Annotated in this window: 26 protein-coding genes; 18 read left to right on the top strand and 8 right to left on the bottom strand. The window is 69.1% G+C overall.

All coding sequences use genetic code 11. The features are described 5' to 3' along the window. Positions 1-8: 8 nt before the first annotated feature. Entirely contained in the window at positions 9-1,130 is a 1,122-nt protein-coding gene (locus EGT29_RS12180) for a methyltransferase (RefSeq protein WP_370282967.1), read from the bottom strand. A 35-nt stretch (positions 1,131-1,165) separates the two neighbouring features. Continuing rightward, positions 1,166-1,798, bottom strand: a complete 633-nt coding sequence (locus EGT29_RS12185; RefSeq protein ID WP_124689248.1) for a class I SAM-dependent methyltransferase — start codon at positions 1,796-1,798, stop codon at positions 1,166-1,168. A 74-nt stretch (positions 1,799-1,872) separates the two neighbouring features. Between EGT29_RS12185 and gor the strand changes: the two genes are divergently transcribed. Together gor and EGT29_RS12195 are read left to right on the top strand one after the other, a co-directional pair. After that, entirely contained in the window at positions 1,873-3,228 is a 1,356-nt protein-coding gene (gene gor, locus EGT29_RS12190) for a glutathione-disulfide reductase (protein WP_124689249.1), read from the top strand. Between the two features lie 17 nt (positions 3,229-3,245). Further along, positions 3,246-4,094 carry a 3-keto-5-aminohexanoate cleavage protein gene (locus EGT29_RS12195; RefSeq protein ID WP_238160382.1) on the top strand — a complete coding sequence of 283 codons (849 nt, stop codon included), beginning with the start codon at positions 3,246-3,248 and terminating at the stop codon, positions 4,092-4,094. Between the two features lie 27 nt (positions 4,095-4,121). On the opposite strand, the gene EGT29_RS12200 is transcribed toward EGT29_RS12195, so the two are convergent. Genes EGT29_RS12200 through EGT29_RS12210 form a run of 3 tightly spaced genes read right to left on the bottom strand, consistent with a single transcriptional unit; the run spans position 4,122 to position 6,473 of the window. After that, positions 4,122-5,084 carry a tripartite tricarboxylate transporter substrate binding protein gene (locus EGT29_RS12200; RefSeq protein ID WP_124689251.1) on the bottom strand — a complete coding sequence of 321 codons (963 nt, stop codon included), beginning with the start codon at positions 5,082-5,084 and terminating at the stop codon, positions 4,122-4,124. A 40-nt stretch (positions 5,085-5,124) separates the two neighbouring features. Next, a complete protein-coding gene (locus EGT29_RS12205) occupies positions 5,125-6,006 on the bottom strand; it encodes an amidohydrolase (protein WP_124689252.1) in 882 nt (293 codons plus the stop codon). A gap of 17 nt (positions 6,007-6,023) precedes the next feature. Further along, positions 6,024-6,473 (bottom strand): carboxymuconolactone decarboxylase family protein, encoded by a 450-nt coding sequence (locus EGT29_RS12210; protein WP_124689253.1) that lies wholly within the window; start codon positions 6,471-6,473, stop codon positions 6,024-6,026. A 144-nt stretch (positions 6,474-6,617) separates the two neighbouring features. On the opposite strand from EGT29_RS12210, the gene EGT29_RS12215 reads away from it, so the two are divergent. After that, a complete protein-coding gene (locus EGT29_RS12215) occupies positions 6,618-7,322 on the top strand; it encodes a GntR family transcriptional regulator (RefSeq protein WP_124689254.1) in 705 nt (234 codons plus the stop codon). Positions 7,323-7,327: 5 nt separating this feature from the next. Here EGT29_RS12215 and EGT29_RS12220 read toward each other — a convergent pair whose 3' ends face one another. Together EGT29_RS12220 and EGT29_RS12225 are read right to left on the bottom strand one after the other, a co-directional pair. Beyond that, positions 7,328-8,137, bottom strand: coding sequence for an IclR family transcriptional regulator (locus tag EGT29_RS12220; RefSeq protein WP_124689255.1), 810 nt, complete (start codon positions 8,135-8,137; stop codon positions 7,328-7,330). A gap of 6 nt (positions 8,138-8,143) precedes the next feature. Next, positions 8,144-9,271: an FAD-dependent monooxygenase gene (locus EGT29_RS12225; RefSeq protein WP_124689256.1), complete on the bottom strand. Its 1,128-nt coding sequence runs from the start codon at positions 9,269-9,271 to the stop codon at positions 8,144-8,146. On the opposite strand from EGT29_RS12225, the gene EGT29_RS28485 reads away from it, so the two are divergent. From EGT29_RS28485 to EGT29_RS12295, 15 genes are all read left to right on the top strand, one after another. After that, complete coding sequence (locus EGT29_RS28485; RefSeq protein WP_161567803.1) at positions 9,270-9,410, top strand: hypothetical protein; 141 nt, start codon at positions 9,270-9,272, stop codon at positions 9,408-9,410. The genes EGT29_RS12225 and EGT29_RS28485 overlap by 2 nt on opposite strands. Positions 9,411-9,599: 189 nt before the next feature. After that, a complete protein-coding gene (locus tag EGT29_RS12230; protein ID WP_124689257.1) occupies positions 9,600-11,450 on the top strand; it encodes a DUF2207 domain-containing protein in 1,851 nt (616 codons plus the stop codon). Positions 11,451-11,476: 26 nt separating this feature from the next. Continuing rightward, positions 11,477-12,244, top strand: coding sequence for a type I methionyl aminopeptidase (map, locus tag EGT29_RS12235; protein ID WP_124689258.1), 768 nt, complete (start codon positions 11,477-11,479; stop codon positions 12,242-12,244). 64 nt (positions 12,245-12,308) lie between these two features. Next, on the top strand, positions 12,309-13,634 hold the full coding sequence (folC, locus tag EGT29_RS12240; RefSeq protein WP_124689259.1) for a bifunctional tetrahydrofolate synthase/dihydrofolate synthase: 1,326 nt from the start codon (positions 12,309-12,311) through the stop codon (positions 13,632-13,634). Between the two features lie 56 nt (positions 13,635-13,690). Next, positions 13,691-14,482: an SPOR domain-containing protein gene (locus tag EGT29_RS12245; RefSeq protein WP_124689260.1), complete on the top strand. Its 792-nt coding sequence runs from the start codon at positions 13,691-13,693 to the stop codon at positions 14,480-14,482. Further along, on the top strand, positions 14,479-14,967 hold the full coding sequence (locus EGT29_RS12250) for a CvpA family protein (protein ID WP_124689261.1): 489 nt from the start codon (positions 14,479-14,481) through the stop codon (positions 14,965-14,967). The genes EGT29_RS12245 and EGT29_RS12250 overlap by 4 nt, the downstream gene beginning before the upstream one ends. Positions 14,968-14,996: 29 nt before the next feature. Next, on the top strand, positions 14,997-16,517 hold the full coding sequence (gene purF, locus EGT29_RS12255) for an amidophosphoribosyltransferase (RefSeq protein WP_124689262.1): 1,521 nt from the start codon (positions 14,997-14,999) through the stop codon (positions 16,515-16,517). A gap of 223 nt (positions 16,518-16,740) precedes the next feature. After that, entirely contained in the window at positions 16,741-18,474 is a 1,734-nt protein-coding gene (locus EGT29_RS12260; protein ID WP_124689263.1) for a nitrite/sulfite reductase, read from the top strand. After that, positions 18,467-18,979: a DUF934 domain-containing protein gene (locus tag EGT29_RS12265; protein ID WP_124689264.1), complete on the top strand. Its 513-nt coding sequence runs from the start codon at positions 18,467-18,469 to the stop codon at positions 18,977-18,979. The genes EGT29_RS12260 and EGT29_RS12265 overlap by 8 nt, the downstream gene beginning before the upstream one ends. Before the next feature lie 3 nt (positions 18,980-18,982). Next, positions 18,983-19,744, top strand: a complete 762-nt coding sequence (gene cobA, locus EGT29_RS12270; protein WP_124689265.1) for a uroporphyrinogen-III C-methyltransferase — start codon at positions 18,983-18,985, stop codon at positions 19,742-19,744. A gap of 24 nt (positions 19,745-19,768) precedes the next feature. Then, complete coding sequence (locus tag EGT29_RS12275) at positions 19,769-20,476, top strand: MarC family protein (protein WP_124689266.1); 708 nt, start codon at positions 19,769-19,771, stop codon at positions 20,474-20,476. A gap of 21 nt (positions 20,477-20,497) precedes the next feature. After that, entirely contained in the window at positions 20,498-21,013 is a 516-nt protein-coding gene (locus EGT29_RS12280; RefSeq protein ID WP_124689267.1) for a disulfide bond formation protein B, read from the top strand. 10 nt (positions 21,014-21,023) lie between these two features. Continuing rightward, positions 21,024-22,160, top strand: coding sequence for an enoyl-CoA hydratase/isomerase family protein (locus EGT29_RS12285; protein ID WP_124689268.1), 1,137 nt, complete (start codon positions 21,024-21,026; stop codon positions 22,158-22,160). 9 nt (positions 22,161-22,169) lie between these two features. Continuing rightward, positions 22,170-22,859 carry a YafY family protein gene (locus EGT29_RS12290; protein WP_124689269.1) on the top strand — a complete coding sequence of 230 codons (690 nt, stop codon included), beginning with the start codon at positions 22,170-22,172 and terminating at the stop codon, positions 22,857-22,859. Between the two features lie 64 nt (positions 22,860-22,923). Beyond that, complete coding sequence (locus EGT29_RS12295; RefSeq protein WP_124689270.1) at positions 22,924-23,298, top strand: VOC family protein; 375 nt, start codon at positions 22,924-22,926, stop codon at positions 23,296-23,298. Positions 23,299-23,309: 11 nt separating this feature from the next. Here EGT29_RS12295 and EGT29_RS12300 read toward each other — a convergent pair whose 3' ends face one another. Further along, entirely contained in the window at positions 23,310-25,028 is a 1,719-nt protein-coding gene (locus tag EGT29_RS12300; protein WP_370282970.1) for a CocE/NonD family hydrolase, read from the bottom strand. Positions 25,029-25,050 lie beyond the last annotated feature (22 nt).

The raw sequence follows: 25,050 nt of genomic DNA on the forward strand, positions 1-25,050 counted from the left end.
TAAGGGTGCTAGCGCGCCGCGAGCCGCCACAGCGCGGTGGTCTCGGCGGCCCGGGCCGCGTGCAGGGGGTCGTTGCCGTCTTGCGCCTTGGGATGCCGGGGACGCGTTTCGATCCGGTCGATCACCCGCAGGCCGGCGTTCTCCACCAGCGCCAGCAGTTCAGACCGGGGGCGCAGGCCCAGGTGTTCGGCCAGGTCCGACAGGATCAGCCAGCCTTCGCCCCTGGGTGCCAGATGTTCGGCCAGCCCGGCCAGGAAGCCGCGCAGCATGCGGCTGTCCGGATCGAAGACCGCGCGGTCCAGGCTGGAGTGCGCCGGCCCGGGCACCCAGGGCGGATTGCAGACGATGAGCTGCGCGCGGCCCGCGGGAAAGAGGTCGGCCGCTTCGATGCGGACACGGTCCGCCAGGCCGAGCCGGTCGATGTTCTCGCGCGCGCAGGCCAGCGCGTGGGCATCGGTGTCGGTGGCCACGATGCGGCGCACGCCGCGGCGGGCCAGCACGGCGGCCAGCACGCCGGTGCCGGTGCCGATGTCGAAGGCGGTGTCCTGTCCGGGCAGCGTCGCCTTGGCCACCAGTTCCACGTATTCGCCGCGTATCGGCGAGAACACACCGTGATGGGGATGGATGCGGGCATCGAGCGCCGCCACCGGCACGCCTTTCTTGCGCCATTCGTGGGCGCCGATCACGCCCTGCAGTTCGCGCAGCGAGACCACCGCGTCACGGCCGATGTCGCCGTAGGCTTCCTGGCAGGCCAGGCGCACGTCGGGCGCCCGCCGCAGCGGGATGCCGAAACCCGCATCCAGGGGGACCAGCAGCATGCCCAGCACGCGCGCGCGCTGCAATTGCGCCTGGCGGTACAGGTGGAAGGTCTGGGTAAGGGTGGCGCCGGGCTTGAACGGCCGGCGATCCACCCGCCGCGCCATGGCCTGCAGCAGCAGGCGGGCATTCTGGAAGTCGCCATGCCATAGCAGCGCCGTGCCCTCGCAGGCCAGGCGGTAGGCCTGGTCGGCGGGCATGCGGTCGTCGGCCGCCGCCACGCGCCGGGGGGGCGGATGCCCGCCAGCCGACAGCCAGGCCGCCTCGCGGGGTTCGGGGTCGTTCCAGTGCAGGATGTCGTCGGCAGTCGTCACGGTGGGGAAAAAGGCTGGGGCGAAGGGGGGCGAGTCTACTCCATCGGCGTGGCCCGGCGCCGCCAGACGGTGGCGAGCCAGGGCTGCTGGGCGCGCGGCAGGCCGGCGGGCCGGTAGTAGTGTTCGAGTTCGTCGAAGCCGGCGGCGTCCAGGTAGCGGCGCCAGTGCTCCAGGTCATGGTAGACCCCGTAGCGGCCCCGGTTCCAGCCTTCCTCGTTGTTGCCGCGCGGATTGGAGCAGAACAGCACGCCGCCGGGCTTGAGCGTGGCGTGCAGCGCCGCCAGCACGCGCGGCAGGTCCTGGCTGGGAATGTGGAACGTCGAGGCGTTGGCGAAGATGCCGTCGAAGCGGCCGGCCGGCAGCTCCAGCGCCAGGAAGTCCTGGCACCACACCTCGCAGCCGCTGTGTGCCCGCGCCATGTCGGCGAAGGACGGCGAGCCGTCCAGGCCCACGGGCGCGTGGCCGCGTTCGCGCAAGGCCTTCAGGTCGCGGCCGGGCCCGCAGCCGAAGTCCAGGATGGCCAGCGGCGCGGGCGCGGCGATGTGCCGCAGCAGCGCGTCGATGTTCTGCCCGACGTCGTGGTCGCGCGTGCCTTCCCAGAAGGCGGCGGCGTTCTGTTCGTAGTAGTCCAGCGTGGGGGCGGAAAGCTCGCGATGGGGTTCGGTCATGGGTTCGGTGGCGTGGGCCGTGCGGGTTATGATCCAGGGCCTACGTATCGTTTCTTGTTGCGGAGACCTGCCTGATGCCTGCGTTCGACTACGACCTTATCACCATTGGCGCCGGTTCGGGCGGCGTGGCCGGTTCGCGCCGGGCCGCGTCGTACGGGGCGCGCGTGGCGATTTGCGAGGACAGCCGGGTAGGCGGTACCTGCGTCATCCGCGGCTGTGTGCCCAAGAAGCTGCTGATGTACGGGTCGCAGTTCGCCGACGCCTTCCAGGACGCGGCCGGCTATGGCTGGAGCGTTCCGGACGCCAGCCTGGACTGGGGCGCCCTGGTGGCCGCCAAGAACCGCGAGATCGACCGCCTGGAGGGCATCTACCGCCGGATGCTGGACCAGGCCGGCGTGGCGCTGATCGAGGGCCGGGCCGTGGTGGTGGATCCGCATACGGTCGAGGTCGCCGGCAAGCGCCATACGGCCGAGCGCATCATGGTCGCCACCGGCGGCCATCCCGTGCTGCCCGACATCCCCGGCATCGAGCTGGCGATTACCTCCAACGAGGCGCTGTCGCTGGACAAGCTTCCCGGCGACGTGCTGATCGTGGGCGGCGGCTACATCGCGCTGGAGTTCGCGGGCATCTTCCGCGGTGCCGGCGCGCGCGTAACCCTGGCCATCCGGCGCGACCAGGTGCTGGGGGGATTCGACCAGGACATCCGCCAGACCGTGGCCGAAGGATTGCAGCGGCGCGGCGTCGTCATCCGCCCGCACACGCGTGTCGTGGGAATGGCGCGGCGCGACGGCCGCGTCGCGGTGCAGATCGACGACGGCGAAATATTGATGGTCGATCAGGTGATGATGGCCACGGGCCGCGCGCCCAACACCCGCGGGTTGGGGCTGGAAGCCTGCGGCGTGGCGCTGGGCGAGCATGGCGAGATCAAGGTGGACGGGCAGTCGCGCACCAGCGTGCCCGGCATCTACGCGGTGGGCGACGTGACCGACCGCCTGAATCTGACGCCCTGGGCGATCGCCGAAGGGCGGGCCCTGGCCGAGACGCTTTACAACAACAACCCCATGCAGGCCGACGCCGAGAACGTGCCCGCGGCCGTATTCAGCCAGCCGCCGGTGGCTACGGTCGGCCTGTCCGAAGAAGACGCCCGCAAGCGCTACGGCAAGGTCCGCGTTTATCGCTCGCGCTTCAGGCCGATGAAGAACACGCTGTCGGGACGCGACGAGCAGACCATGATGAAACTGGTCGTGGACGACGCCAGCGACCGGGTGGTGGGCTGCCACATGGTCGGGCCCGACGGCCCCGAGATCATCCAGGGCCTGGCCATCGCGATGAAATGCGGCGCCACCAAGCGGCAGTTCGACCAGACCATAGGCTTGCACCCGACGGCGGCCGAGGAATTCGTCACCATGCGCGATCCGGTCGGCGCCTGAGGGAAGAAAAGATGAACATGCCTGCTCCCGCCCCGTCCAGCCTGGACGCTCCGCTGATCGTCACAGTGGCGCCCAACGGCGCCTACAAGAAGACCGCCGACCACGCGGCGGTGCCGGTCACGCCCGGCCAACTGGCCGAGACCGCCAAGCTGTGCCTGGATGCCGGCGCCTCCATGCTGCACATGCACGTGCGCAAGGCCGACCAGTCGCACAGCCTGGAGCCCGACGCCTATCTTGCCGCCACGCGCGCGGTGCGCCAGGCGGTGGGCAACGAACTGGTGGTGCAGATCACCACCGAGGCCGCGGGCGTGTACGCCCCCGACGAACAGGTCGCGGCGGTGATGGCCGTCAAGCCCGAGGCCGTGTCCGTGGGGCTGCGCGAGATCGCCCTGGGGCCGCAGGCCGACGCCCGCGTGGCCTCGCTGTTTTCCTGGCTGGCCCGGGAACGGGTGATGACCCAGGTCATCCTGTACGACATCGGCGACGTCGAGCGCTGGCAGGCCTACCGCCGCCAGGGCGTGGTGCCCGATGCGCCGTGGTTCCTGCTGTTCGTGCTGGGGCGCTACAGCGCCGGCCAGACTTCGTCGCCGTCCGACCTGCTGCCTTTCCTGGCCGCGCACGATCAAGCCTACCCGTGGGCAATGTGCGCCTTCGGCCGCCACGAGCACGCCTGTGCCGGGGCGGCGGCCGCGCTGGGCGGCCATGCGCGCGTGGGCTTCGAGAACAACCTGTATCTGCGCGACGGGGCCATCGCGCCCGACAACGCCGCGCTGGTGCGCCAGGTGGCCGAGGTCGCCGGTGCGCTGGGGCGCCGGCTGGCAAGCGCGGACCAGGTGCGCGCGCTGTTCCTGGGCGACGAGCGCTAGGACCGCGCGCCCGTCGCCTGCGCCGGATCAGTCCAGGCGGATGTTCGCGGCGCGCACGATTTCCCCCCACTTGGCGGCTTCGGCGCTGCGGTACCTGGCGAAGTCCGCCGGCGTGCCGCCCAGCGGCTCGGTGCCCGAGGCCGCCAGTTCCTGCTTGTAGTCGGCGCTGGACAGGATCTTGTTGACGGCCTTGTTCAGGATGTCGACCGTGGCGGCCGGCGTGGACGCCGGGGCCACCAGGCCGAACCAGGCCTCGGAGGCGAAGCCCGGCAGGGTTTCGGCCACCGCCGGTATGTCTTCCATGCCTTTCACGCGCTTGGGCGAGGCCACGCCCAGCGCCCGCATCTTGCCGCCCTTGACGAAAGGCAGCGTGCTGGGCGAGTTGTCGAACATCACCTGCACCACGCCGCCCATCAGGTCGGTCGCCGCCGGCGCGCTGCCGCGGTAGGGAATGTGCTGGATGCCGATGCCGGCCTGGGTCTTCAGGAGCTCCATCGTGAGATGGCTGGTGGTGCCGTTGCCCTGCGAACCATACGACAGCTTGCCGGGATGCTTGCGCGCGTAGTCCACCAGTTCGGCCACCGTCTTGAACGGCGCGGACGGATTGGCGACCAGCATGATGGGTACCGCCGCCACCAGGGCGACCGGGGCGAAGCTGGCGGCCGGGTCGTAGCCGGGATTCTTGTACAGGTGCTGGTTGATGCTGAGCGGGCCGGCGGTGGACAGCAGCAGCGTGTAGCCGTCCGGCTGGGCGCGGGCCACGGCCTGCGCGCCGATGTTGCCGCCCGCGCCGGGGCGGTTCTCGACGACCACCGTCTGCTTGAGTTCTGTTCCCAGGCGGGCCGCCAGCGACCGGGCGATGATGTCCGTCGTGCCGCCCGGGGGGAAGGGCACGACGAAGGTGATGGGCTTTTCGGGATAGCCGGCGTGGGCGGATGCGCCGGCGGCGAGCATGGCCGCGGCCAGCAGGAAGCGCGGGTTCAAGGGCATGGGAGTCTCCTGGATCTTTGTGGTGGGGAAGGGGGGCGGATTACGCCTGGCGAGGCAGCGGTTCGAAGCCGTACAGCGCCTGCGGGTTGTCGACCAGCATCCGGTGGCGGTCGGCCGCGTCGGGCACCCAGAGCGGGATGAGGTCGACCAGGTCGCCGTCGTTGGGCATGGGGCCGGTATGGATGGGATGAGGCCAGTTGCTGCCCCAGATCATGCGATCGGGACGGGCGGCCACCACGCGGTGGATCATCGGCAGCATGTCGGCGTGCGGGTAGGGCTCGCTGGACAACCGATACAGGCTGGCCAGCTTGATCCAGCAGCGGCCGGTATCCAGCAGCGACATCACCGTGGCGAAGGCCGTGGAATCCAGGCCCTCGTCCGCGCGGATGCGCGCCAGGTGGTCCAGCACGTAGTGGCAGCGCAGCCCGCGCAGCCGGTCGGCCACGGCCACCAGTTCTTCCGACCGGTGGAAATGCAGCAGCAGGTGCCAGCCCATCTCCTCGGCCTCGGCGGCCAGCGCTTCCAGCTGGTCGAAGCCCACGCCGCCCGAGACGACGGTGGACATGCGAAAGCCCCGCACACCCTTGGCATGCAGCGCCTCGCGCTCGCGCAGCGGCGTACCGGGCGGCAGCACGGCGATGCCCTTGATGCGGGGCCCCAGCCGTTCCATCGCGTCCAGCATCGCGGCGTTGTCGATGCCATGGGCGCCGCCCTGGACCAGCACGCCACGGTCGAATCCCAGCGTGGCCAGCATGTCGCGGTACTGGTCGGCCGTGCAGTCCTCCGGCGTGTAGCTGCGCTCGGGCGAGAACGGAAAGCGGTCGCGCGGACCGAAGACGTGGGCGTGGCAGTCGCAGGAGCCGGGGGGAACGGCGAAGGTGGGCGCGCGGGTGTCGCGGTCCGGGCCGGGGCAGGCTTGCATGGGGCGGACTCCTTTTGTCAGGCCTGGGCGGCCAGCTCGCGCTCGCGTTCGGCGATGCGTATCAGCATCTCGGCGCCGCGGTTGGCGGCCGAGACACCCCGGAAGACGAAGGCCAGGTTCACCACGGCCTGCATCTCGTTCCAGCTGGCACCGGCCCGGCGGGCGGCCACGCCGTGGATGACGGCGGCATCGCTCAGTTCGGCCACCAGCATGGCGAAGATCAGCAACTGCACCTGCTTGTCATCGAAATGGGCGGTTTCCAGCGCATGGGCCCGGACCTTCTCCTGCAACTCCACCATGAGCGGGTCGAGCGCGCCAGTCACGTCGAGCCGGGCTTCGACCCGCGGGGGCAGGAAGCCGGCCATCTGGCGGTAGCTGGCGGCGCGGTCTTCCTTGGTGGCAAGGGGGTCGGCATAGGGGCCGAAGGTCTGCTGGACGAAAGCCGGATCGGGGCGCGAACGCGTCATGGAATCTCCTTGATCGATTTAAATATAGTAATCGATTATTTTTTAATAATTCAATTTTTTGTTTAAATCGATAATTTCTGCGAAGCGGGATGGAAGCCGCTAGAATGCGCCTTGCGCGCACGCGCTTTCATTCCGGGTTCCAGCATGACCACATTGACCGATACGCCTTCCCCAAGCGGACCCACGCTGTCCACCACCCTGGTCGAGGCCCTGCGGGGTTCGATTCTTGGCGGCACACTGCTGCCCGGCAGCAAGCTCAGGCTGGACGAATTGCGGGAGCAGTACGACGTCAGCCTGAGTCCCCTGCGCGAGGCCCTGACGCGGCTGGTGTCCGACGGGCTGATCGTGACGAACGACAAGAAGGGCTATCGGGTGGCGCCGGTGTCGGCGGACGATTTCCGGGAAGTCACCGCCTTGCGGATGAACCTGGAGGTCATGGCCCTGGGCGAGTCCATCCGGCGCGGGGACGAACACTGGGAGGACGCCCTGGTGGCGGCCTACCACCGGCTGAGCCGGCTGGAAGCGGCGGACCGCAGCGGCGACAAGCTGCCGGCCTGGGAGAAGGCGCACCGCACTTTCCACATCACCCTGTTCTCGGCCTGTGGCATGCCGCTGCTGCTGCGCTTCTGCAATACGCTGCACGACCTGAGCGACCGCTATCGCCGCCTGTTCCTGGCCAGCAACTCGCCCGATCGCAACGTGCCGGCCGAACACGAGGCCATCTACCAGGCCGCGCTGGGCCGCAACGCCGAACGGGCGTGCGACATCCTGCGGCAGCACCTGTCGCGCACGGGAACGAATCTGTTGAGCGTGCTGCCGGGCGGCGAGACCGGCGTGGCCGGCCGCTGACCGCTTCAGCCGGCGGGCGGGTAGCCCCGGCTGCCGAGCAGCGAGGACAGGTCGCGCGCGGCCTGGCCGATGACCTGTTCCGTGCGCGCGCGCGAATCGGCATCGGCACCGAATGCGGTTTCCGGGCCCGCCACGCTGATGGCCGCGGCGGCTTCGCCCAGCGCCCCGAATACGGGTGCCGCGCACGAGTTGATGCCTTGTTCGAAACCCGAGAAGCTCCAGGCGCAGCCGCGTTCGCGGTCCGCCGCCAGTTGCGCGCGCAGCTTGCCGGCCTGGGCCGACGCGGCGGGATCCGCCCGCAGCAGCGCATCCAGGGCGTCCGGCGGCTGCCAGGCCAGCAGCATGCGGCCCGGCGTGGTCAGGTGGGCGGCGACGCGGCTGCCGACGCGCACGCTGCTGATCAGGCCGGCCTCGGGCATGTCGCGCAGCAGGTAGACGACGTGGCCGCCATCCAGCGCGGCCAGGTAGGCGGAGACGTTCAACTGGCGCCGCACGTCGGCCAGCACCCGGCGGCCCAGGTCCAGCATGTCGTTGGCCGCGGTGGCGGCGGTGGCCAGCTTCAGGAAGGGCAGGCCGATGCGGTGTCCGCCCTGCGGCAGGGCTTCGATCACCCCTTCGTGTTCCAGCGTGGCGATCAGCCGCATGACCGTGACGCGGTTGACGTCGATGTTGCGGCCGACCTCGCTCAGGTTGGACGTGCTGCCGCCGTCGACCACGTAGCGCAGCAGCCGGAACGCCCTGACCACCGGCGAGACCAGGGCGCCGGGCTTGCCGGCGGATTCGTCGCTGTCCAGGGGGTCTGCGGAAAATGACATGGGAGATCAGGCCAGGGGCACGGTCCAGGCATTGTATTCGTACACCCAGTCGGCATTGCCGCCTTCCTTGAGCCAGTTGTTGCCGCGCGAGCCGATCTGGACGCGGGCGGTGCGGTCGTGGCGGGCGGCCTCGTAGCGCTTGAGGGCCTGGGCGGGCGCCTCGGGCGTGTCCGCCAGATAGCGGGCCAGCACCACGGCATCCTCGATCGCCATGCCGGCGCCCTGCGCCATGAAGGGCATCATCGGGTGGCAGGCGTCGCCCAGCAGGGTGACGTTGCCGCGCGACCAGGAGGGCAGCGGATCGCGTACGTACAGCGCGGACTTCAGCACTTCGTCGCAGGCCGCGAGCAGCGCGCGCGCCTCGGGGTGGAAGTCGGCATACGACGCGCGCAGTTCCTCGACGCTGCCCGGCATGGTCCACGATTCATGGCGCCAGCTGTCCTGGGGCGTGGTGGCGAAGATGAAGATGTCGCGGCCCAGGTTGAGCGGGAAGGTGACGATTTGCGTTTCGGGGTTGGGCCCCCACCACTTGGTGAAGGCGCCCAGGTTGGGCACGCCTTCCAGGCGCGAGGCCGGCACCACGGCGCGGTAGGCCACCACGCCGGTGAAGTCCGGATATTCGTCGCCCAGCAGGTGCTTGCGGACCGTGGAGTGGATGCCGTCCGCGCCGACCAGCACGTTCACGCGCTGGGACGTGCCGTCCTCGAAGCGCACGGTAATGCCGTCCGCGCCTTCGTCTATGCCCACGGTGCGCTTGCCGAGATGGATGGTCGCGGCGGGCACGGCCTGCTCCAGCGCGGCCAGCAGGTCGGCCCGGTGCATGGTCAGCTGGGGCGCGCCGTAGCGCGTCTCGGCGGCCTGCGACATTTCCAGGCGGGACGTTTCTTCGCCGGTATCCCAGGTGCGGCTGATGCGGTGCGTGGGGCGAGCCGCGGTCTTGCGCAGCTCGTCGCCCACGCCCAGCCCGTCCAGGGCCAGCACGGCGTTGGGGGTGAGGTTGATGTCGGCGCCGACGCGCGCGAATCTGGGGGCCTGTTCGAAAACCACCGAGTCCAGGCCGAGCTTGCGCAGGGCGATCGCCGCTGCCAGCCCGCCTATGCCTGCGCCGCTGATACCGATGAGGGGCGATGCCATGGAACTTCTCCTGTGTCGTGTTGACTGTACAAAAATGAACATCAAGTTCAAAAAATTTTATGGAGACGAAGGCAGAATGTCAATGGGAAAAACACCTGGACGCGACGAGGGAAGCGGCGGACCGGAGATGGCGCTGTGACGGGGAAACAACTTGAGACGGACGCCGGCGCCCGTGTGCGCGGTCGATGGTACAGTCCTGCCAAAACAAGGCTGGTGTCATGTCTGAGAGCGGATCGCATTCCCGGGCCAGGGCTGCCCACGTCGTCACTTCTTCCGTAATGGCCGCGGCCGGGCCGCTTCCTCGATCCACCCGGTGACGAGGCCGGACATGAGATTCTGCCTGCTGGCCCTGTGCTGGCTGTTGCTCCTGGCCGGACCGGCGCGCGCGGACGAGCGCATCCTCGAATTCTTCAGCGACATCAAGGTCGAGCGCAGCGGCGACCTCCTGGTGACCGAAAACCTGCGCGTGCGCTCCGAGGGCAAAGAGATCAAGCACGGCCTGCAGCGCGATTTCGCGCGGCTGTACCGGCGTGCCGACGGCAGCCGCTCAGCGGCCGGGCTGGACGTCGTCTCGGTGCGGCGCGACGGGCGGGCCGAGCCCTTCGCCTTGTCGCGCCTGCGCGATGGCATGCGGATTTCCACCGGCCGGCCGGACGTGGTGTTCCGTCCCGGGGAATACCAATACACATTGATCTATCGCGTCACGCGGCAGTTGCAGGCGGCTGGCGGCGAGGACCGGCTCGCCTGGGACGTGACGGGCCGGGATTGGTCGCTGCCCATCGACCGGGTGCGCGTGCGTGTCGTGCTGCCGTCGGACGAGCCGGTCCGGCAGGCCGCGGTGGCGGGCGAGGGCGCTGGCGCGCCGGGACGGGTCCAGGAAAAGGAGGCCGGGCGCGTGGTGTTCGTGTCCACCCGCGTGCTGGCGCCGGGCGAGAACATGACGGTCGAGTTGGGATGGCCGGCGGGCGAAGTGCGGCGGCCCGGGCCGCTCAAGGCGTGGTGGTACGGCATGCAGGACCAGGCCGAGTTCTGGGTTGCCAGCGTGGGGGTCGCGCTCCTGCTGCTGTATTACCTGGCCGCCGCCGCGCGGGCCTGGCGGCTGGGCCGGCACGACAGGACGCCGCAGGCCGATCCGCCGGAGGGCCTGTCGGCGCCCGCCCTGCGCTATGTGTACCGCAAGGGTTATGACCGCTGGGCGTTCCTGTCCGGCATGATGGAATTGCTGGCCCGCCGTTCGGTGCAGGTGCTGGAGCGGGCCGACGGACGCTATCTCGAACGCCTGCCCAACCAGACCGGCAGCGACGCCCGCCACGATCCGCTGCTGAACGCCATGCTGGGCCGTTTTTTCGCGGGCGGCCGCACGCTGCTGCGCCTGGACGGGCTGTACCGGCGCTGCTACGACGAAGCGCAGGGCGGCCAGCGCGAATGGCTGGACGAGGCCTACGCGCGTTCGCTGTTCGTGGCCTATGGCGACCGGGCTCGCAAGGGGGCCTATCTCTGGATCGCCATGACGGTGGCCCTGGTCGGACTCGCCATCGTGCGCGAGGGCAATCCGCTGTCGTGGGCCGCGTGGGGCATGCTGCTGCCGCTGCCCGCGGTGCCGGCCTGGTTCGCGGTCTATGCGCAGTGGCGGGCGGGGGCGACCAGCCTGGCCAGCCGCACCGTGCTGAGCGTGCTGGGGCTGCTGTGCCTGATGGGCGGGCTGGTGGTGCTGGCCACGCACGTGGAGTCGGCCAGGCTGCTGCTGATCGGGCTGGCGCCGCTGGCCTCGCTGGTGCTGGTATGCGCGGGCTTTCTCGGCCTGCGCGGCTATACCGCGCAGGGGCGGGCGCTGCGGGCGCGGATAGACGGTTTCCGCAGGTTTCTCGCCCGTCCGCCCGCGGCCACGCCGGACGATGCCGACACCGCGCTGACCCGCTACGAACGCTATCTGCCATACGCGCTGGCCCTGGGCGTGGATCGCCGCTGGGCGGCCGCGCACGCCGCGCAGGCGCGCGGCGCCGCCTCGGCGGCACGGGTGGACATGCAGGCCCGCTATGGCGGCGTCCACGACCCGCTGGTCCGGCCGCGCGCGGTGATGCGCACGCTGGACCGCTGGGCGGCGAAGGCCTCGCCGGTACGCGCGCCGCGGACCCCGCGCGGCGGGGACGTGGAAGAGGCCGGCGAAGGCCGGCGCTAAAATCGGGCAAACACGGAGTTCATCGCATGGCAATCACCCTCAAGTCCCCGCAGGAAATCGAAGCGATGCGCGTGGCGGGCGGCATGGCGGCCGAGGTTCTGGAGATGATAGGCGAGTATGTCCAGCCCGGCGTCTCGACCGAGGAACTGGACCGCCGCTGCTACGAATACATCACCCAGGTCCAGAAGGCCATTCCGGCCAACGTCGGCTACCACGGCTTTCCCAAGACGCTGTGCACGTCCATCAACGGCGTGGTCTGCCACGGCATTCCCAAGCCCGAGGACGTGCTGCGCGACGGCGACATCATCAACATCGACGTCACCGTGATCCACGACGGCTGGCATGGCGACACGAGCCGGATGTTCTATGCCGGCAAGCCGTCGCAGGAGGCCGAGCGCCTGGTCGACGCCACGCTGGAAAGCATGTTGCGCGGCATCGCCGCGGTGCGGCCGGGCGCGACCCTGGGCGACGTGGGCGCGGCCATCCAGACCTACGCCGAAGACGCCGGGTTCTCGGTGGTGCGCGATTTCTGCGGCCACGGCATCGGCCGCAAGTACCACGAGGCGCCGCAGGTGCTGCACTACGGCCGGCCCAACAGCGGCCTGCGCCTGAAGAAGGGCATGGTGTTCACCATCGAGCCCATGCTCAACGCCGGGCGCCAGGAGGTGGAGGTGCTGGACGACGACTGGACGGTGGTGACGGTGGATGGTTCGTGGTCCGCGCAGTGGGAGCACATGATCGCCGTGACCGACGACGGCTACGATATCCTGACCGCCTGGCCGAACCGCCGCTGACGTCCTCGCCCCAAGTCGTCGCCTCAAGTTTTCCCGTCATTTTCCTGTCCTGCCGTTCGCATCCATGCCGTCTTCCGCTTTCGTCTCCCGCCCCGACGCCCACAGCCCCCTGGCTCAGTGGCTGGCCTATCTCGAATCCATCCACAGCCGGCCGATAGACATGGGCCTGGACCGCGTGCGCGAGGTGGCCGGGCGCCTGGAACTGGATCTGGACGCGGCCACCATCGTGGTGGGGGGCACCAACGGCAAGGGTTCGACCTGCGCCATGCTCGAGGCCATGCTGCTGAGCGCCGGGTACAAGGTCGGGCTCTACACCTCGCCGCACCTGCTGGACTTCAACGAGCGGGCGCGCGTGAACGGCGAATCCGCCAGCGATGCCGCGCTGACCGAACAGTTCGCCGCTGTGGACGCGGCCCGCGGCGATACCTCGCTGACCTATTTCGAGCTGACCACGCTGGCCATCCTGCGGCTGTTCGCGCGATCGGGGCTGGATGTGGTCATCCTGGAAGTGGGGCTGGGCGGCCGCCTGGACGCGGTCAACATCGTCGACGCCGACTGCGCCATCGTGACCAGCGTGGACCTGGACCACGTCGAATGGCTGGGCGACGACCGCGAGAAGATAGGCTGGGAGAAGGCCCACATCTACCGCCCCGGCAAGCCCGCCATCTGCGCCGACCCCATGCCGCCGCAATCGCTGGTGGACTACGCTGAAAGCATAGGCGCCGATCTCTGGCGCTTCGGGCGCGACTACAACTACGCCGGCGACAAGCAGCAGTGGAACTATGGCGGCCGCAGCCAGCGCCGCAACGCGTTGGCCTATCCGGCGCTGCGCGGCGCCAACCAGTTGCTGAACGCCTCGGCGGCGCTGGCCGCGCTCGAGGCCCTGCGCGACCGGCTGCCGGTGCCGCAGCAGGCGGTTCGCCTGGGGCTGTTGCAGGTGCAACTGCCGGGCCGCTTCCAGATCCTGCCCGGGCAGCCCGCGGTGATCCTGGACGTGGCGCACAACCCCCACGCCGCGGCGGTGCTGGCCGACAACCTCGACAACATGGGCTTCTATCCCTACACCTACGCGGTGTTCGGGATGCTGAGCGACAAGGACATCGACGGCGTCATCGCCAAGCTGGGCGACCGCATCGACCACTGGTACTGCGCCGGCCTGCCCGGGCCCCGCGGGCTGAGCGGCGAGGAACTGGCCGCGCGCCTGCGCGCGCGAGGCGTCAAGGAAGACAAGGATTCCTCGGTGCGGGCCTGCGCCGACCCCGCCGCGGCCTATGCGGCGGCGCGGGAAAGCATGGGCGAGGGTGATAGAATCCTGGTCTTCGGATCTTTCCTTACCGTGGCAGGCGTGTTGGCGTCGATGCGTGCGGCCAGGCCCGCCCGCGCGGACTGAGCCGGAGCCCCCGCAGGGGGCGCAAGACCCTGCCGCCTGTTTAGCCGGACGTATCAATGGGATTGCTCGAGCGCAAGAAGAAGGCGGCCACGACCACGGCCAAATCCAGTCGCGCCGGCTATGCAGCCGGGGCCGAATCGCAGGATCCCGCCCAGGAAGCGCGCCGCCGCGCCAGGCGCCGCCTGGTAGGCGCCATCGCCCTGGTCCTGGCAGCGGTCGTCGTGCTGCCCATGGTGCTCGATTCCGAGCCGCCCATGCTCCCGGACGACATCCCCATCCAGATTCCCGACCGCAACATGGCCATCCCCGAACCGGTGGCCAAGGCCCCGTCGGCCGAAGCGCCCGCCGCGCCGCCCACGGAAACGCCCGCCGCGCCGCCGGCCAAGCCCGAACCGCCGGCTCCTGCGCCCGCGCCGGCCCCCAGGCCCGAACCCCCGAAACCCGAGGCGCCCAAGCCCGAGCCCGCGAAGCCGCAGGCCGAGGCTCCCAAGCCCACGCCTCCCAAGCCGGCGCCCAGCGACACGTCCCGCGCGGATGCCGCGCGCGCCGAAGCCGCCCGGGCCCGTGCCTTGCTGGAAGGCAACGCACCCGCGCCGGCGGCGCCCAAGCCCGACAGCAAGGGCAGCTTCGCGGTGCAGATCGCGGCGTTTTCCACCGAAGAGCGCGCCAACGACATGCGCGACCGGCTCAGCGCCGCGGGCGTCAAGAGTTTCACCGAGCGTGTGAAGACAGGCAAGGGCGACGTGTTCCGCGTGCGGGTTGGTCCCTTCGCCTCGCGCGAGGCGGCCGATGCCGCCCGGGCGCGCGTCAGTTCGGCCGGTTTCAGCAGTTCCATCGTGCCGCTGTGACCAGTTTCGACTACGGCGTCCTGCTGATCCTGGGCGCGTCGGTGGTGATCGGTCTGTTTCGTGGCCTGGTGAAGGAAGTCCTGTCGCTGATCGCCTATGTGGCCGCGTTCGTGGTGGCGGTCCGCTATGGACCGCTGGCCTACGAGTGGCTGGCGGCCTTTATCGAGAATTCAGGCCTGCGCGCGATCGTGGCCTACGCGGGCGTGTTCATCGCCGTGCTGCTGGCGGTAGGGCTGGTCAACGTGGCGCTGGGGCTGTTGCTCAAGGCCACCGGCCTGTCGCTGGCCGATCGCGGCCTGGGCGCCGTGTTCGGCCTGGTGCGTGGCGTGGTCATCGTGATGGTCCTGGTGGTGGCGGCGGGATTCACGCCGCTGCCCAAGGAGCCGTGGTGGACCGAAGCCGTCCTGTCTCCCTACGCGGAAGAGGGCGTGCGCGCGGTCAAGCCGTATGTGCCCGAACAGTTCGCGGACTGGATCCGCTATTAAGAAGTTTGTGCTGCTGAAAAGAGGCTCTCATGTGTGGAATCGTCGGTGTCGTCTCGCAGGCGCCGGTTAATCAGTTGCTCTACGACAGTCTGCTGCTGCTGCAGCATCGCGGTCAGGATGCGGCGGGCATCGCCACGTCGCAGGGCAACACCTTCAATATGTACAAGGCGCATGGCCTGGTCCGCGACGTCTTCCGTACGCGCAACATGCGTTCGCTGCCCGGAAACTCGGGCATCGGCCAGGTCCGCTACCCCACCGCCGGTTCCAGCTCCAGCGCGGAAGAAGCCCAGCCGTTCTACGTCAACGCGCCGTTCGGCATCACCTTCGCCCACAACGGCAACCTGACCAACACCGAGTCGCTGCGCGAGGAACTGTTCCGCGTCGACCGTCGCCACATGAACACCAATTCCGACTCGGAAGTGTTGCTCAATGTGCTGGCGCACGAACTGCAGCGCGCCTCGAACGGCGTGTCGCTGGACGAAGACGCCATCTTCAGGGCGGTGTCGGCGGTACACAAGCGCGTGCGCGGCGCCTACGCGGTGGTGGCCGAGATCGCCGGCTACGGCATGCTGGCCTTCCGCGACCCCTACGGCATCCGGCCGCTGTGCCTGGGCAAGGTCGAGACCGAGAGCGGCGTCGAATGGATGGTGGCGTCCGAGTCGGTCACGCTCGAAGGCATGGGCTTCAAGTTCGAGCGCGACGTCGCGCCCGGCGAAGCCGTGTTCATCGACCTCGACGGCCGCTGCGCCGCGCGCCAGTGCGCCGACAATCCGCAGCTGAACCCCTGCATCTTCGAATACGTCTATTTCGCGCGTCCCGATTCGCTGATGGACGGCGTATCGGTGTACAGCGCGCGCCTGCGCATGGGCGAGTACCTGGCGGACAAGGTCGCGCGCAACCTGCGCCTGGGCGAGGTCGACGTGGTCATGCCCATACCCGATTCGGCCCGCCCGGCGGCGATGCAGCTGGCCGCGCGGCTGAACCTCGACTATCGCGAGGGCTTCATCAAGAACCGCTACGTCGGCCGCACCTTCATCATGCCCGGCCAGGCGGTGCGCAAGAAGTCCGTGCGCCAGAAGCTCAACGCCATGAGCGAAGAGTTCAAGGGCAAGAACGTGCTGATCGTGGACGACTCCATCGTGCGCGGCACCACCAGCGGCGAAATCGTCGAGATGGCCCGCGCCGCGGGCGCCAACAAGGTCTTCTTCGCCTCGGCGGCGCCTCCCGTGCGCTTCCCGAACGTGTACGGCATCGACATGCCCACGCGCAGCGAACTGATCGCCCATGGCCGCTCCGACGAGGAAATCGCCCGGGTGATCGGCGCCGACGCGCTGATCTACCAGGACCTGGCCGCCATGCGCCAGTCGATCACCGACATGAACCCCGCGCTGACCCAGTTCGAATCCTCGTGCTTCGACGGCCACTACGTGACGGGCGACGTGACGCCGGAGTACCTGGATCATCTCGAGCGCATGCGCAAGAGCCGCAGCGAGGACAGCAGCGCCGGCGGCCTGCGGGTGAACATGGGCTCCGCCGCGAATGAGGTGTAGCGGCTGACTGGCGGTGCCGATATGAGCGGAGGTTTTTGCCTCCGCTTTTTTTTAGATATTTTTCGGTATATGCACATTACGAACCGGTCGTTTTATTCATAAGCCGGTCTTTGTAAGCTGCAAGCCTGGGTGCGCGCCCGCGCGGGATACGCATGCCCGCTCCGGCCCGAAGCGCCGGCGCGCTCCGCCCATCGCCATTCGGCCACATCTAGAGGCTTGCTGCATGTACCAGTATCAACCCGTCGACCAGTTGCTGGTCGATCAACGCGTGGCGCAGTTCCGCGACCAGACGCGGCGTTTCCTGAACGGGCAGCTCAGCGAGGACGATTTCCGCACGCTGCGCCTGCAGAACGGCCTGTATATCCAGCGCCACGCGCCCATGCTGCGTATCGCCGTGCCCTACGGCATGCTGGCCTCGCGCCAGCTTCGCACGCTGGCCTACATCGCGCGCAAGTGGGACCGCGGCTACGGGCATTTCAGCACCCGCCAGAACATGCAGTTCAACTGGCCCAAGCTGGAGGACGTTCCCGACATCCTGGCCGAACTGGCCAAGGTGCAGATGCACTCGATCCAGACCAGCGGCAACGACATCCGCAACACGACCACCGACCAGTTCGCGGGCGTCGCGCCCGACGAGATCGTCAATCCCCTGGTCTGGTGCGAACTGATCCGGCAGTGGTCCACCTTCCATCCCGAGTTCGCGTTCCTGCCCCGCAAGTTCAAGATCGCCGTCAGCGGCGCGGTCACGGACCGGGCCGCGGTGGGCGTGCACGACATCGGCCTGCAGGCCGTCGAGCAGGACGGCGAGATCGGCTTTCGCGTCTGGGCGGGCGGCGGGCTGGGCCGCACGCCGCTGGTGGGCCAGCTGATCAATGCCTACGTGCCCTGGCAGCATCTGCTGACCTACCTGCAGGCCATCCTGCGGGTCTACAACCTGCACGGCCGTCGCGACAACAAGTTCAAGGCGCGTATCAAGATCCTGGTCAAGGACCTGACGCCCCACGTGTTCGCCGAAGAGGTCGAGCGCGAATGGCAGCATCTGAAGGATGGCCCCGAAACGGTCACCGCCGAGCGCATCCAGGCCATCGCCGACCGCTTCACCACGACGCCCCATGCCGCGGATCCGGGCCCGGACACCTCGCCCCAGCATGCCGGCAACGATCCGGCCTTCTCGCGCTGGCTGCGGCGCAATACCCATCTCCACAAGGTCCAGGGCTATGCCGCCGTGACGCTGTCGCTCAAGCGCACCGGCGTGCCGCCCGGCGACATCACCGCCGACCAGATGGATGCCGTGGCCGACCTGGCCGACCGCTACAGCTTCGGCGAGATGCGCGTCTCGCACGAGCAGAACCTGGTGTTCACCGACGTGGCCCGGGGCCAGCTGTACGCGCTGTGGAAGGAACTCGACAAGCTGGGCCTGGCCACGCCCAACATCGGTTTCCTGACCAACATCATCGCGTGCCCGGGCGGCGACTTCTGTGCGCTGGCCAACGCGGTGTCGATCCCGGTGGCCGAGGCCATCCAGCGCCGCTTCGACGACCTCGACTACCTGCACGAGATCGGCGAGCTGGACCTGAACATCTCCGGCTGCATCAACTCCTGCGGGCATCACCACGTGGGCCACATCGGCATTCTGGGCGTGGACAAGGCCGGCGAGGAGTGGTACCAGGTCACGCTTGGCGGCCGCCAGAGCGGGGCCGCCAAGCCCTTGCCCGACATCGAGTCCATGCGCGGGGCGGGCGCGGCCATCGGCCGCGTCATCGGCCCGTCGTTCGCGCGCGGGGAAGTGGCCGACGTGGTCGCCACCCTGGTCGAGACCTATATCGACCTGCGCGACAGCGACGCCGAGCGCTTCATCGACGTGGTCGAGCGCGTGGGCATCGATCCCTTCAAGACCCGGGTCTACGCCGAGCGCCAGCAGGCCAAGGCCGCGCTGGTGGAGGCCGCCCATGTCTGAGCACGCCGCCACGCTGATCCGCCATCGCGACCTGGAAGTCGACACCTGGAAGCGTTTCGAGCCCACCGAGGCCCGGCCGCTGCCGGCCGATGACGAGGACTGGCTCGTGCCGCTGGCCGTCTGGCAGTCGGCGCGCGCCGAGCTGCGCGGCCGCCGCCGGCCCGTGGGCGTCCTGCTGGGGCCGGCCGACGATCCCGCCGAGCTGGCCGAGGAGGGCAGGATAGACCCCGCAGGGCTGGCGCTGATCGCGGTCGATTTCCCCATCTACACCGATGGCCGGGGCTACTCCATCGCCTACCTGCTGCGCACGCGGCTGGGCTGGCAAGGCGAGCTGCGGGCGGTGGGCGACGTGATGATCGACACCATCCACTACCAGGCGCGGTCGGGCTTCGACAGCTTCGCGGTCAAACACGGCCATGATCCCGAGCAGGCGCTGCGGGCCTTCGGCACCTTCACGGCGGCCTACCAGCAAACCTATCCGGTTCCCGCCGCGCGGCAGGACTGATCCATGGGCAAAGTCTATCTGGTGGGCGCGGGCCCCGGCGCGGCGGACCTGCTGACCGTGCGCGCGGCCCGGCTGCTGGGCCGGGCCGACGTGGTCTTCCACGATGCGCTGGTGGACCGCGAGGTGCTGGCGCTGGCGCCCCAGGCCCGCCTCGTGGCCGTGGGCAAGCGCTGCGGGCAGTTGTCCACCGTGCAGCAGTTCATCAACCGCCAACTGGTCGATGCCGCCCGCCGGCATGCCTGCGTGGTGCGCCTGAAAGGGGGGGACCCCATGCTGTTCGGGCGCGCGCAGGAGGAAATCGCGGCCCTGGCCCAGGCCGGCATCGAGGTCGAGGTGGTACCCGGCATCAGCGCGGCCTTCGGCGCCAGCTCGGCGCTGGGCCTGTCCTTGACGCGCCGCGGCCTGAGCCGCAGCGTCGTGTTCCTGACGCCCGCCGTGGGCAGCGGCGAGCGTCCCCATGCGTGGGCGGATGCCGCCCGGGGGGCCGATACCGTGGTGCTGTACATGGCCAGCCGGCAGGCGGAGGCGATCGCCCAGGGCCTGATGGCCACGGGCATGCCGCCGGGACGCCCGGCGGTGCTGGTCGAGAACGCCAGCCTGGCGGCCCAGCGGGTGCTGCCCACCACCCTGGGGAGCCTGCCGGAAGCCGCGCGGGAGCTGGGCGGGGGGCCGGCGCTCATCATGGTGGGCGACATCTACGCCGACCTGCTCGAGCAGGCAGCGGGCGGCCTGGAAGCGCAAACGAGGCGGACCGCTGCGGCCTGACTTCATTTCTCTTACACTTCGGTCATGTTGATCGAAGACTACGGACTCGCGCTGGGCAAGAGTTTCCTGTTTTCCCTGGCGACGCTGCTCCCCATCCTGAATCCCACGGCGACGGCACCGATATTCCTGTCCCTGACCGAGGGCGCTTCCCCTGGCGTGCGGGAAGTGCTCGCGGCCAGGATCGCCCGCAACGTGTTCCTGCTGCTGTTCGCGGCGATGCTGATCGGGTCGATCGTGCTCGACTTCTTCGGCATCTCGCTGGCCATCGTGCGCGTGGGCGGGGGCCTGCTGGTGGTGGCCAGCGCCTGGCGCCTGCTCAATTCCAGCGACGGCGGAGCCGAGCGTTCGGCGCGCCTGGCTGAAGGTTTCACGGTTGAGATGGCCAACCGGCGCGCTTTCTATCCCCTGACTTTCCCCATTGCCTGCGGGCCGGGCTCCATCGCCGCGGCCATCACCGTGGGCGCCAGCCTGCACGATCACGCCTCGCTGATCGTCAGCGGCACCCGCATCGCCGGGGCGGTACTGGGCCTGTCCCTGGTGGCGGGGTCGGTGCTGCTGTGTTTCCGCTATGCGCAGCAACTGCTGCGTCTGCTGGGCGACACGGGAACTGTCGTGTTCCTGCGGTTGTCAGCATTCATTCTGCTCTGCCTTGGCGTCCAGATCGTCTGGGATGGCGCGTCCGAACTGCTGCTCGGCGTGCTGCGCCAGGTCCCGTTGCCCCCATCCACCTGAAAGCCCTTGCGGCCTTGACCCATGAAAACCGTACTCGTTGACCGCCTGCTCGCCTTCACCGCCATCGCCAGCCTGGGCGCCGTGGCGGTCGCGCTGGTGTCGCAGCATGTCTTCGACATGCAGCCCTGCGCCTGGTGTGTGCTGCAACGCCTGATCTATCTCGCGATTGCGGTATTCGCGGTGCTGGGACTGGTCCTGCGGCGGATCGCGGCGGCGCAGAAGACCTGCGCCGGCATCGTGGCGGTGCTGGCGCTGGCCGGCGTGGCCACGGCCGTCTATCAGCACAATGTGGCTTCCCAGTTGATGAGCTGCGACCAGACCTTCGCCGACCGCTTCATGACCGGTTCCGGCCTCGACGGGTCGCTGCCCGCGGTGTTCGGCATCTACGCGACCTGCGCCGACGCGGTGGTGGACCTGCTGGGCGTACGATACGAGATATGGAGCGTGCTGCTGTTCGCGGTGCTGGCCGTGGCAGGCATCGCCGCCCTGATGCTGCGCCGGCGTCCGCGATCGCTGTTCGCGGGCGGCGTCCAATAGGGAGTCCATCATGCAGGCCCGCGCCACGCCTCCGGTCCACTTCCGTGAAATCGCCGCCGGGGGAGGGCGGCGCCTGGGCGTGGCCACGCTCGATGCGCAGGCCACGCTGAATGCCCTGTCCCTGGAGATGGCCGAACGCCTGGCGATGCAGTTCGAGGCCTGGGCCACCGATCCGGCCATCGCGGTGGTGGTGCTGGAAGGCGAAGGGCGCGCGCTGTGCGCCGGCGGCGATCTGCGAAGCGTGTACCGCGAGATGCGCGAACACCGGGGCGACGACCCGCCGCGCCGCATCGCCCGCTTCTTCGAGCGCGAATACGGCCTGAACCACGCCATTCACGCCTATCCCAAGCCGTTCCTGTGCTGGGGCAACGGCATCGTCATGGGCGGCGGCATGGGGCTGCTGATCGGCGCCAGCCATCGCGTCGTCACGGAAACCTCGCGCCTGGCCATGCCCGAGATCGTCATCGGCCTGTTTCCCGACGTGGGCATGTCCTGGGCCCTGAACCGCATGCCGGGCAAGTCGGGCCTGTTCCTGGGGCTGACCGGGGCCACGCTGCAGGCCGCCGATGCGCTGTTCGCCGGCTGGGCCGACTACCACATTCCGCATGCCCGCAAGCAACAGGTGCTCGACGCGTTGGCCCGGCAGGACTGGGCCGGCGAACGCCGTGCCGACGACCTCCTGCTGCACGAGGTGCTTGATGCCTGCCATGCCATGCCCGACCCCGAGGAAGGGCCGCTGCGGCGCAACCTGGATGCCGTGGCGGCGCTGTGCCGGGCACCGGCGCTGGACGACGTCATCGGCGCCATCCTGCAATACGACGGCGGGGACCCATGGCTGGAAGGGGCGCGCGACGCCCTGGCCAAGGGCGCGCCCAGCACCGCGCGGCTGGCCTGGGAACTGCAGCGGCGCACGCGCCACATGTCGCTGGCCCAGGTCTTCCAGCTGGAATACCAGGTCGCCCTGTGGTGCTGCACCCGGGGCGATTTCCAGGAAGGCATCCGGGCCCTGCTGATCGACAAGGACCGCCGTCCCGTCTGGAAGGCCACCCATGGCACCGAGGTCGGAACCGCCTGGGCGGACAAGGCCTTCCGCGACATGGCCGTGGATTTCCCCGTGCCCGCTTCGCTGCGGACGCTGGCCGGCTAGCCTGCCGCCGTGTCACGGTCCGAACGCCTGTTCGCCTTGCTCCAGGCACTGCGGCGCCGCAGGCGGCCGGTCAGCGGCAAGGTGCTGGCCGGGGAACTGGGCATCAGCCTGCGCACGCTCTACCGCGACATCGGCAGCCTGCAGGCCCAGGGCGCGCAGATCGAAGGCGAGCCCGGCCTGGGCTACGTGTTGAAGCCGGGTTTCCTGCTGCCGCCCATGATGTTCTCGGAAGAGGAGATCGAGGCCCTGGTGCTGGGGTCGCGGTGGGTGGCCCGCCGCACCGACGAACCGCTGGCCTGGGCGGCCCGCAACGCGCTGGCCAAGATCGCCGCCGTGCTGCCCGACGACCTGCGCCATGGCCTGGACACCTCCGCGCTGCTGGTGGGCCCGGCGGCCGAGCAGGAGCGGGTGGACCTGTCCCAGATCCGCCGCGCGATCCGCGCCGAACACAAGCTCGACATCGTCTATCGCGACGGCGGCGGCGCCGCCTCGCATCGCCTGATCTGGCCATTCGGCCTGGGGTTCTTCGAGCAGTCGCGCGTGGTCCTGGGTTGGTGCGAGCTGCGGCAGGATTTCCGCCATTTCCGCACCGACCGCATCCAGGCCCTGACCGCCACGGACCTGCGCTATCCGCGCCGGCGCCAGGCCTTGCTGAAGGCGTGGCGAGAGAAAGAAGGCATTCCTCCGCAGGAAGTTTGATACTGACAGAAATTGGCAGCATCGGTCGCTATCCTGGACACGCCTACCAACCAGGAGCGACTTCATGAACCATCCGAACTTCGTCATTCTCTACGTCGACCAACCCGAGGCCAGCGGCCGTTTCTACGCGGACCTGCTGGGGGCCGACCCCATCGAATCCTCGCCCACCTTCGTGCTGTTCGCGCTGGACACCGGCCTGATGCTGGGCCTGTGGTCCCGGCACACCGTGGAACCGCCGCCCGGCGCGCCTGCGGGCGGCGGCGAGATCGTCTTGCGCATGGAAAGCTACGACGCCGTCGACGCCCGCTGCGCGGACTGGACGGCGCGCGGCATTCCGCTGCTCACGCCGCCCGCGACCCTGGAATTCGGCCGCTCCTTCGTCGCGCGCGATCCGGACGGGCATCGCCTGCGTGTGTTCGCCCCCGACACGGCACGATAGCTTCCCAGGCCCTAGTCACGGGCCGGGATGATGGGCAGCGTCAGATAGGATGCCTGTTCCGGTCCGCTGTACAGGGTGGTGCGGCCCTGGAAATCCTGGCCGCCGCGATCCGTGGGGTCGGTATGGGTAAGCCGACCCTTGATGCCTTCGAATTCGAAATCCTTGCCTTGTATCGTCAGGCGCAGGCGGTAGCCGCGCGGGATGACGATGGAGGTGGGCCAGATTTCGAGGTCGAGAGGATAGGCGGTACCGGGTTCGATCTTCTGGATTTCGTCGTGTGTATGGAAGATCCGGTTGGGCATGGACATCTTTTCGTCGACTTTGCGGTGCGAGGCGCGCAGCCACCCCCGGGTCAGCGGCGTGGGTTCGTGGGCGCCGTCGAACACGATTTCCTTGCCATCGGGATCGAAGAGCCGGAGGACGGCGAAGAGGTCGACATCCCGGGTGGAGGACGAGACCCAGATGCGCAACGGAATGAAGCCGGTGATTTCGGTCGCGGTTTCAAAGGGCGGCGTCGTGAAGTCCAGGCGTTCCTCCTGGGCCTGAAAGCCGGCGCTGGCGGCTTGGGCGGGCGCGACGGTATCCAGGGCGGCGTTGCCGGGGTGCAGGTAGAACCGGGTCCACTGGGTGCGCGCGAGCGGGAACTCGTGTTCGGCGCGGCGGGTTTCGCCGTCCACGGTGCGGATGGACAGCAGGACGGGCGGGGTCTGGTCCCAACCGTTGGGCAGGCCTTTCAGGAAGTGATCGAAGAATTGCTTTTGCAGCGCGATGTAGCGAGGCAGGTAGAAGCTTTCGTAGTGGGTGCCAATGTGCATGGACAGCCATTTCTGCGTGGAGCCGGCGCGCAGGTAGCCTTCGATGTTGCCGCGCAGGTGGTTGCCGGGGCCGCCCCAGTTGCCGGCCGACAGCACGGGAACGGTGATGCGGGAAAGATCGGGCGTGCGTTCCTTGTGCCAGGCGTCGCACAAGGCGTGGCGTGCCATTTCCGCGGGATAGTCGCTGCGGTTGGCGGCCAGCAAGGTTGCGCTCAACGCGGGGCCGGTCGTGGGTTGGCCGTCATCGCGGTCGCGATAGGGGGTGTCGCCGTTGCCATGCTGGTTGGACAGCACCTGCTTGGGCCACCATGAACTGAGGAAGCCGTTGCTGCGGATGCCGCCATGGTAGCCGTAGTCGCGGTAGTGATCGGACCGGCCCTCCCAGGGCACGATGGCGGCCAGGTGCTTGGGACGCAGCGCCGCGACACGCCATTGGGTGGCGGCATAGTACGAGATGCCGATCAGGCCGACCTTGCCGTTGCTCCACGATTGCGTGCCGGCCCACTCGATGGCATCGCGGTAGTCCTGGATCTCGCGCGGCGACATGGGGTCGAGGTAACCCGGCGACTTGCCGCTGCCGCGGGCGTCGACGTGGATGACCACGTAGCCGTCGGGCACCCATCGTTCGGGGTCCACGGTTTCCCAACGCAGGTAGCGGCCGCTGGAGCCGTCCTGGCACAGGCCGGGATGCAGGCGCTGCAATTTTTCCCATTGCGGCTTGAAACCATCGGCGAAGTGGACGTCCTTGCCGTAGACCCCCTGGGCCATGACGACGGGATAGCGCCCCGGTTCGGCCGGGCGGAAAACGTTCGCTTTCAGGACGGCGCCGTCGTCCATCGGGATCTCGACGTCCTTCTCGAAAACGAGGGCATGGGGGGCGGCTTGATGCCGGGCTGGGGTGTTCGATTCGGTCACGATCTGGGCTCCGCGTTGTCTG

Origin of the sequence: Pigmentiphaga sp. H8 (genome assembly GCF_003854895.1) — a bacterium.
Taxonomy (GTDB): domain Bacteria; phylum Pseudomonadota; class Gammaproteobacteria; order Burkholderiales; family Burkholderiaceae_B; genus Pigmentiphaga.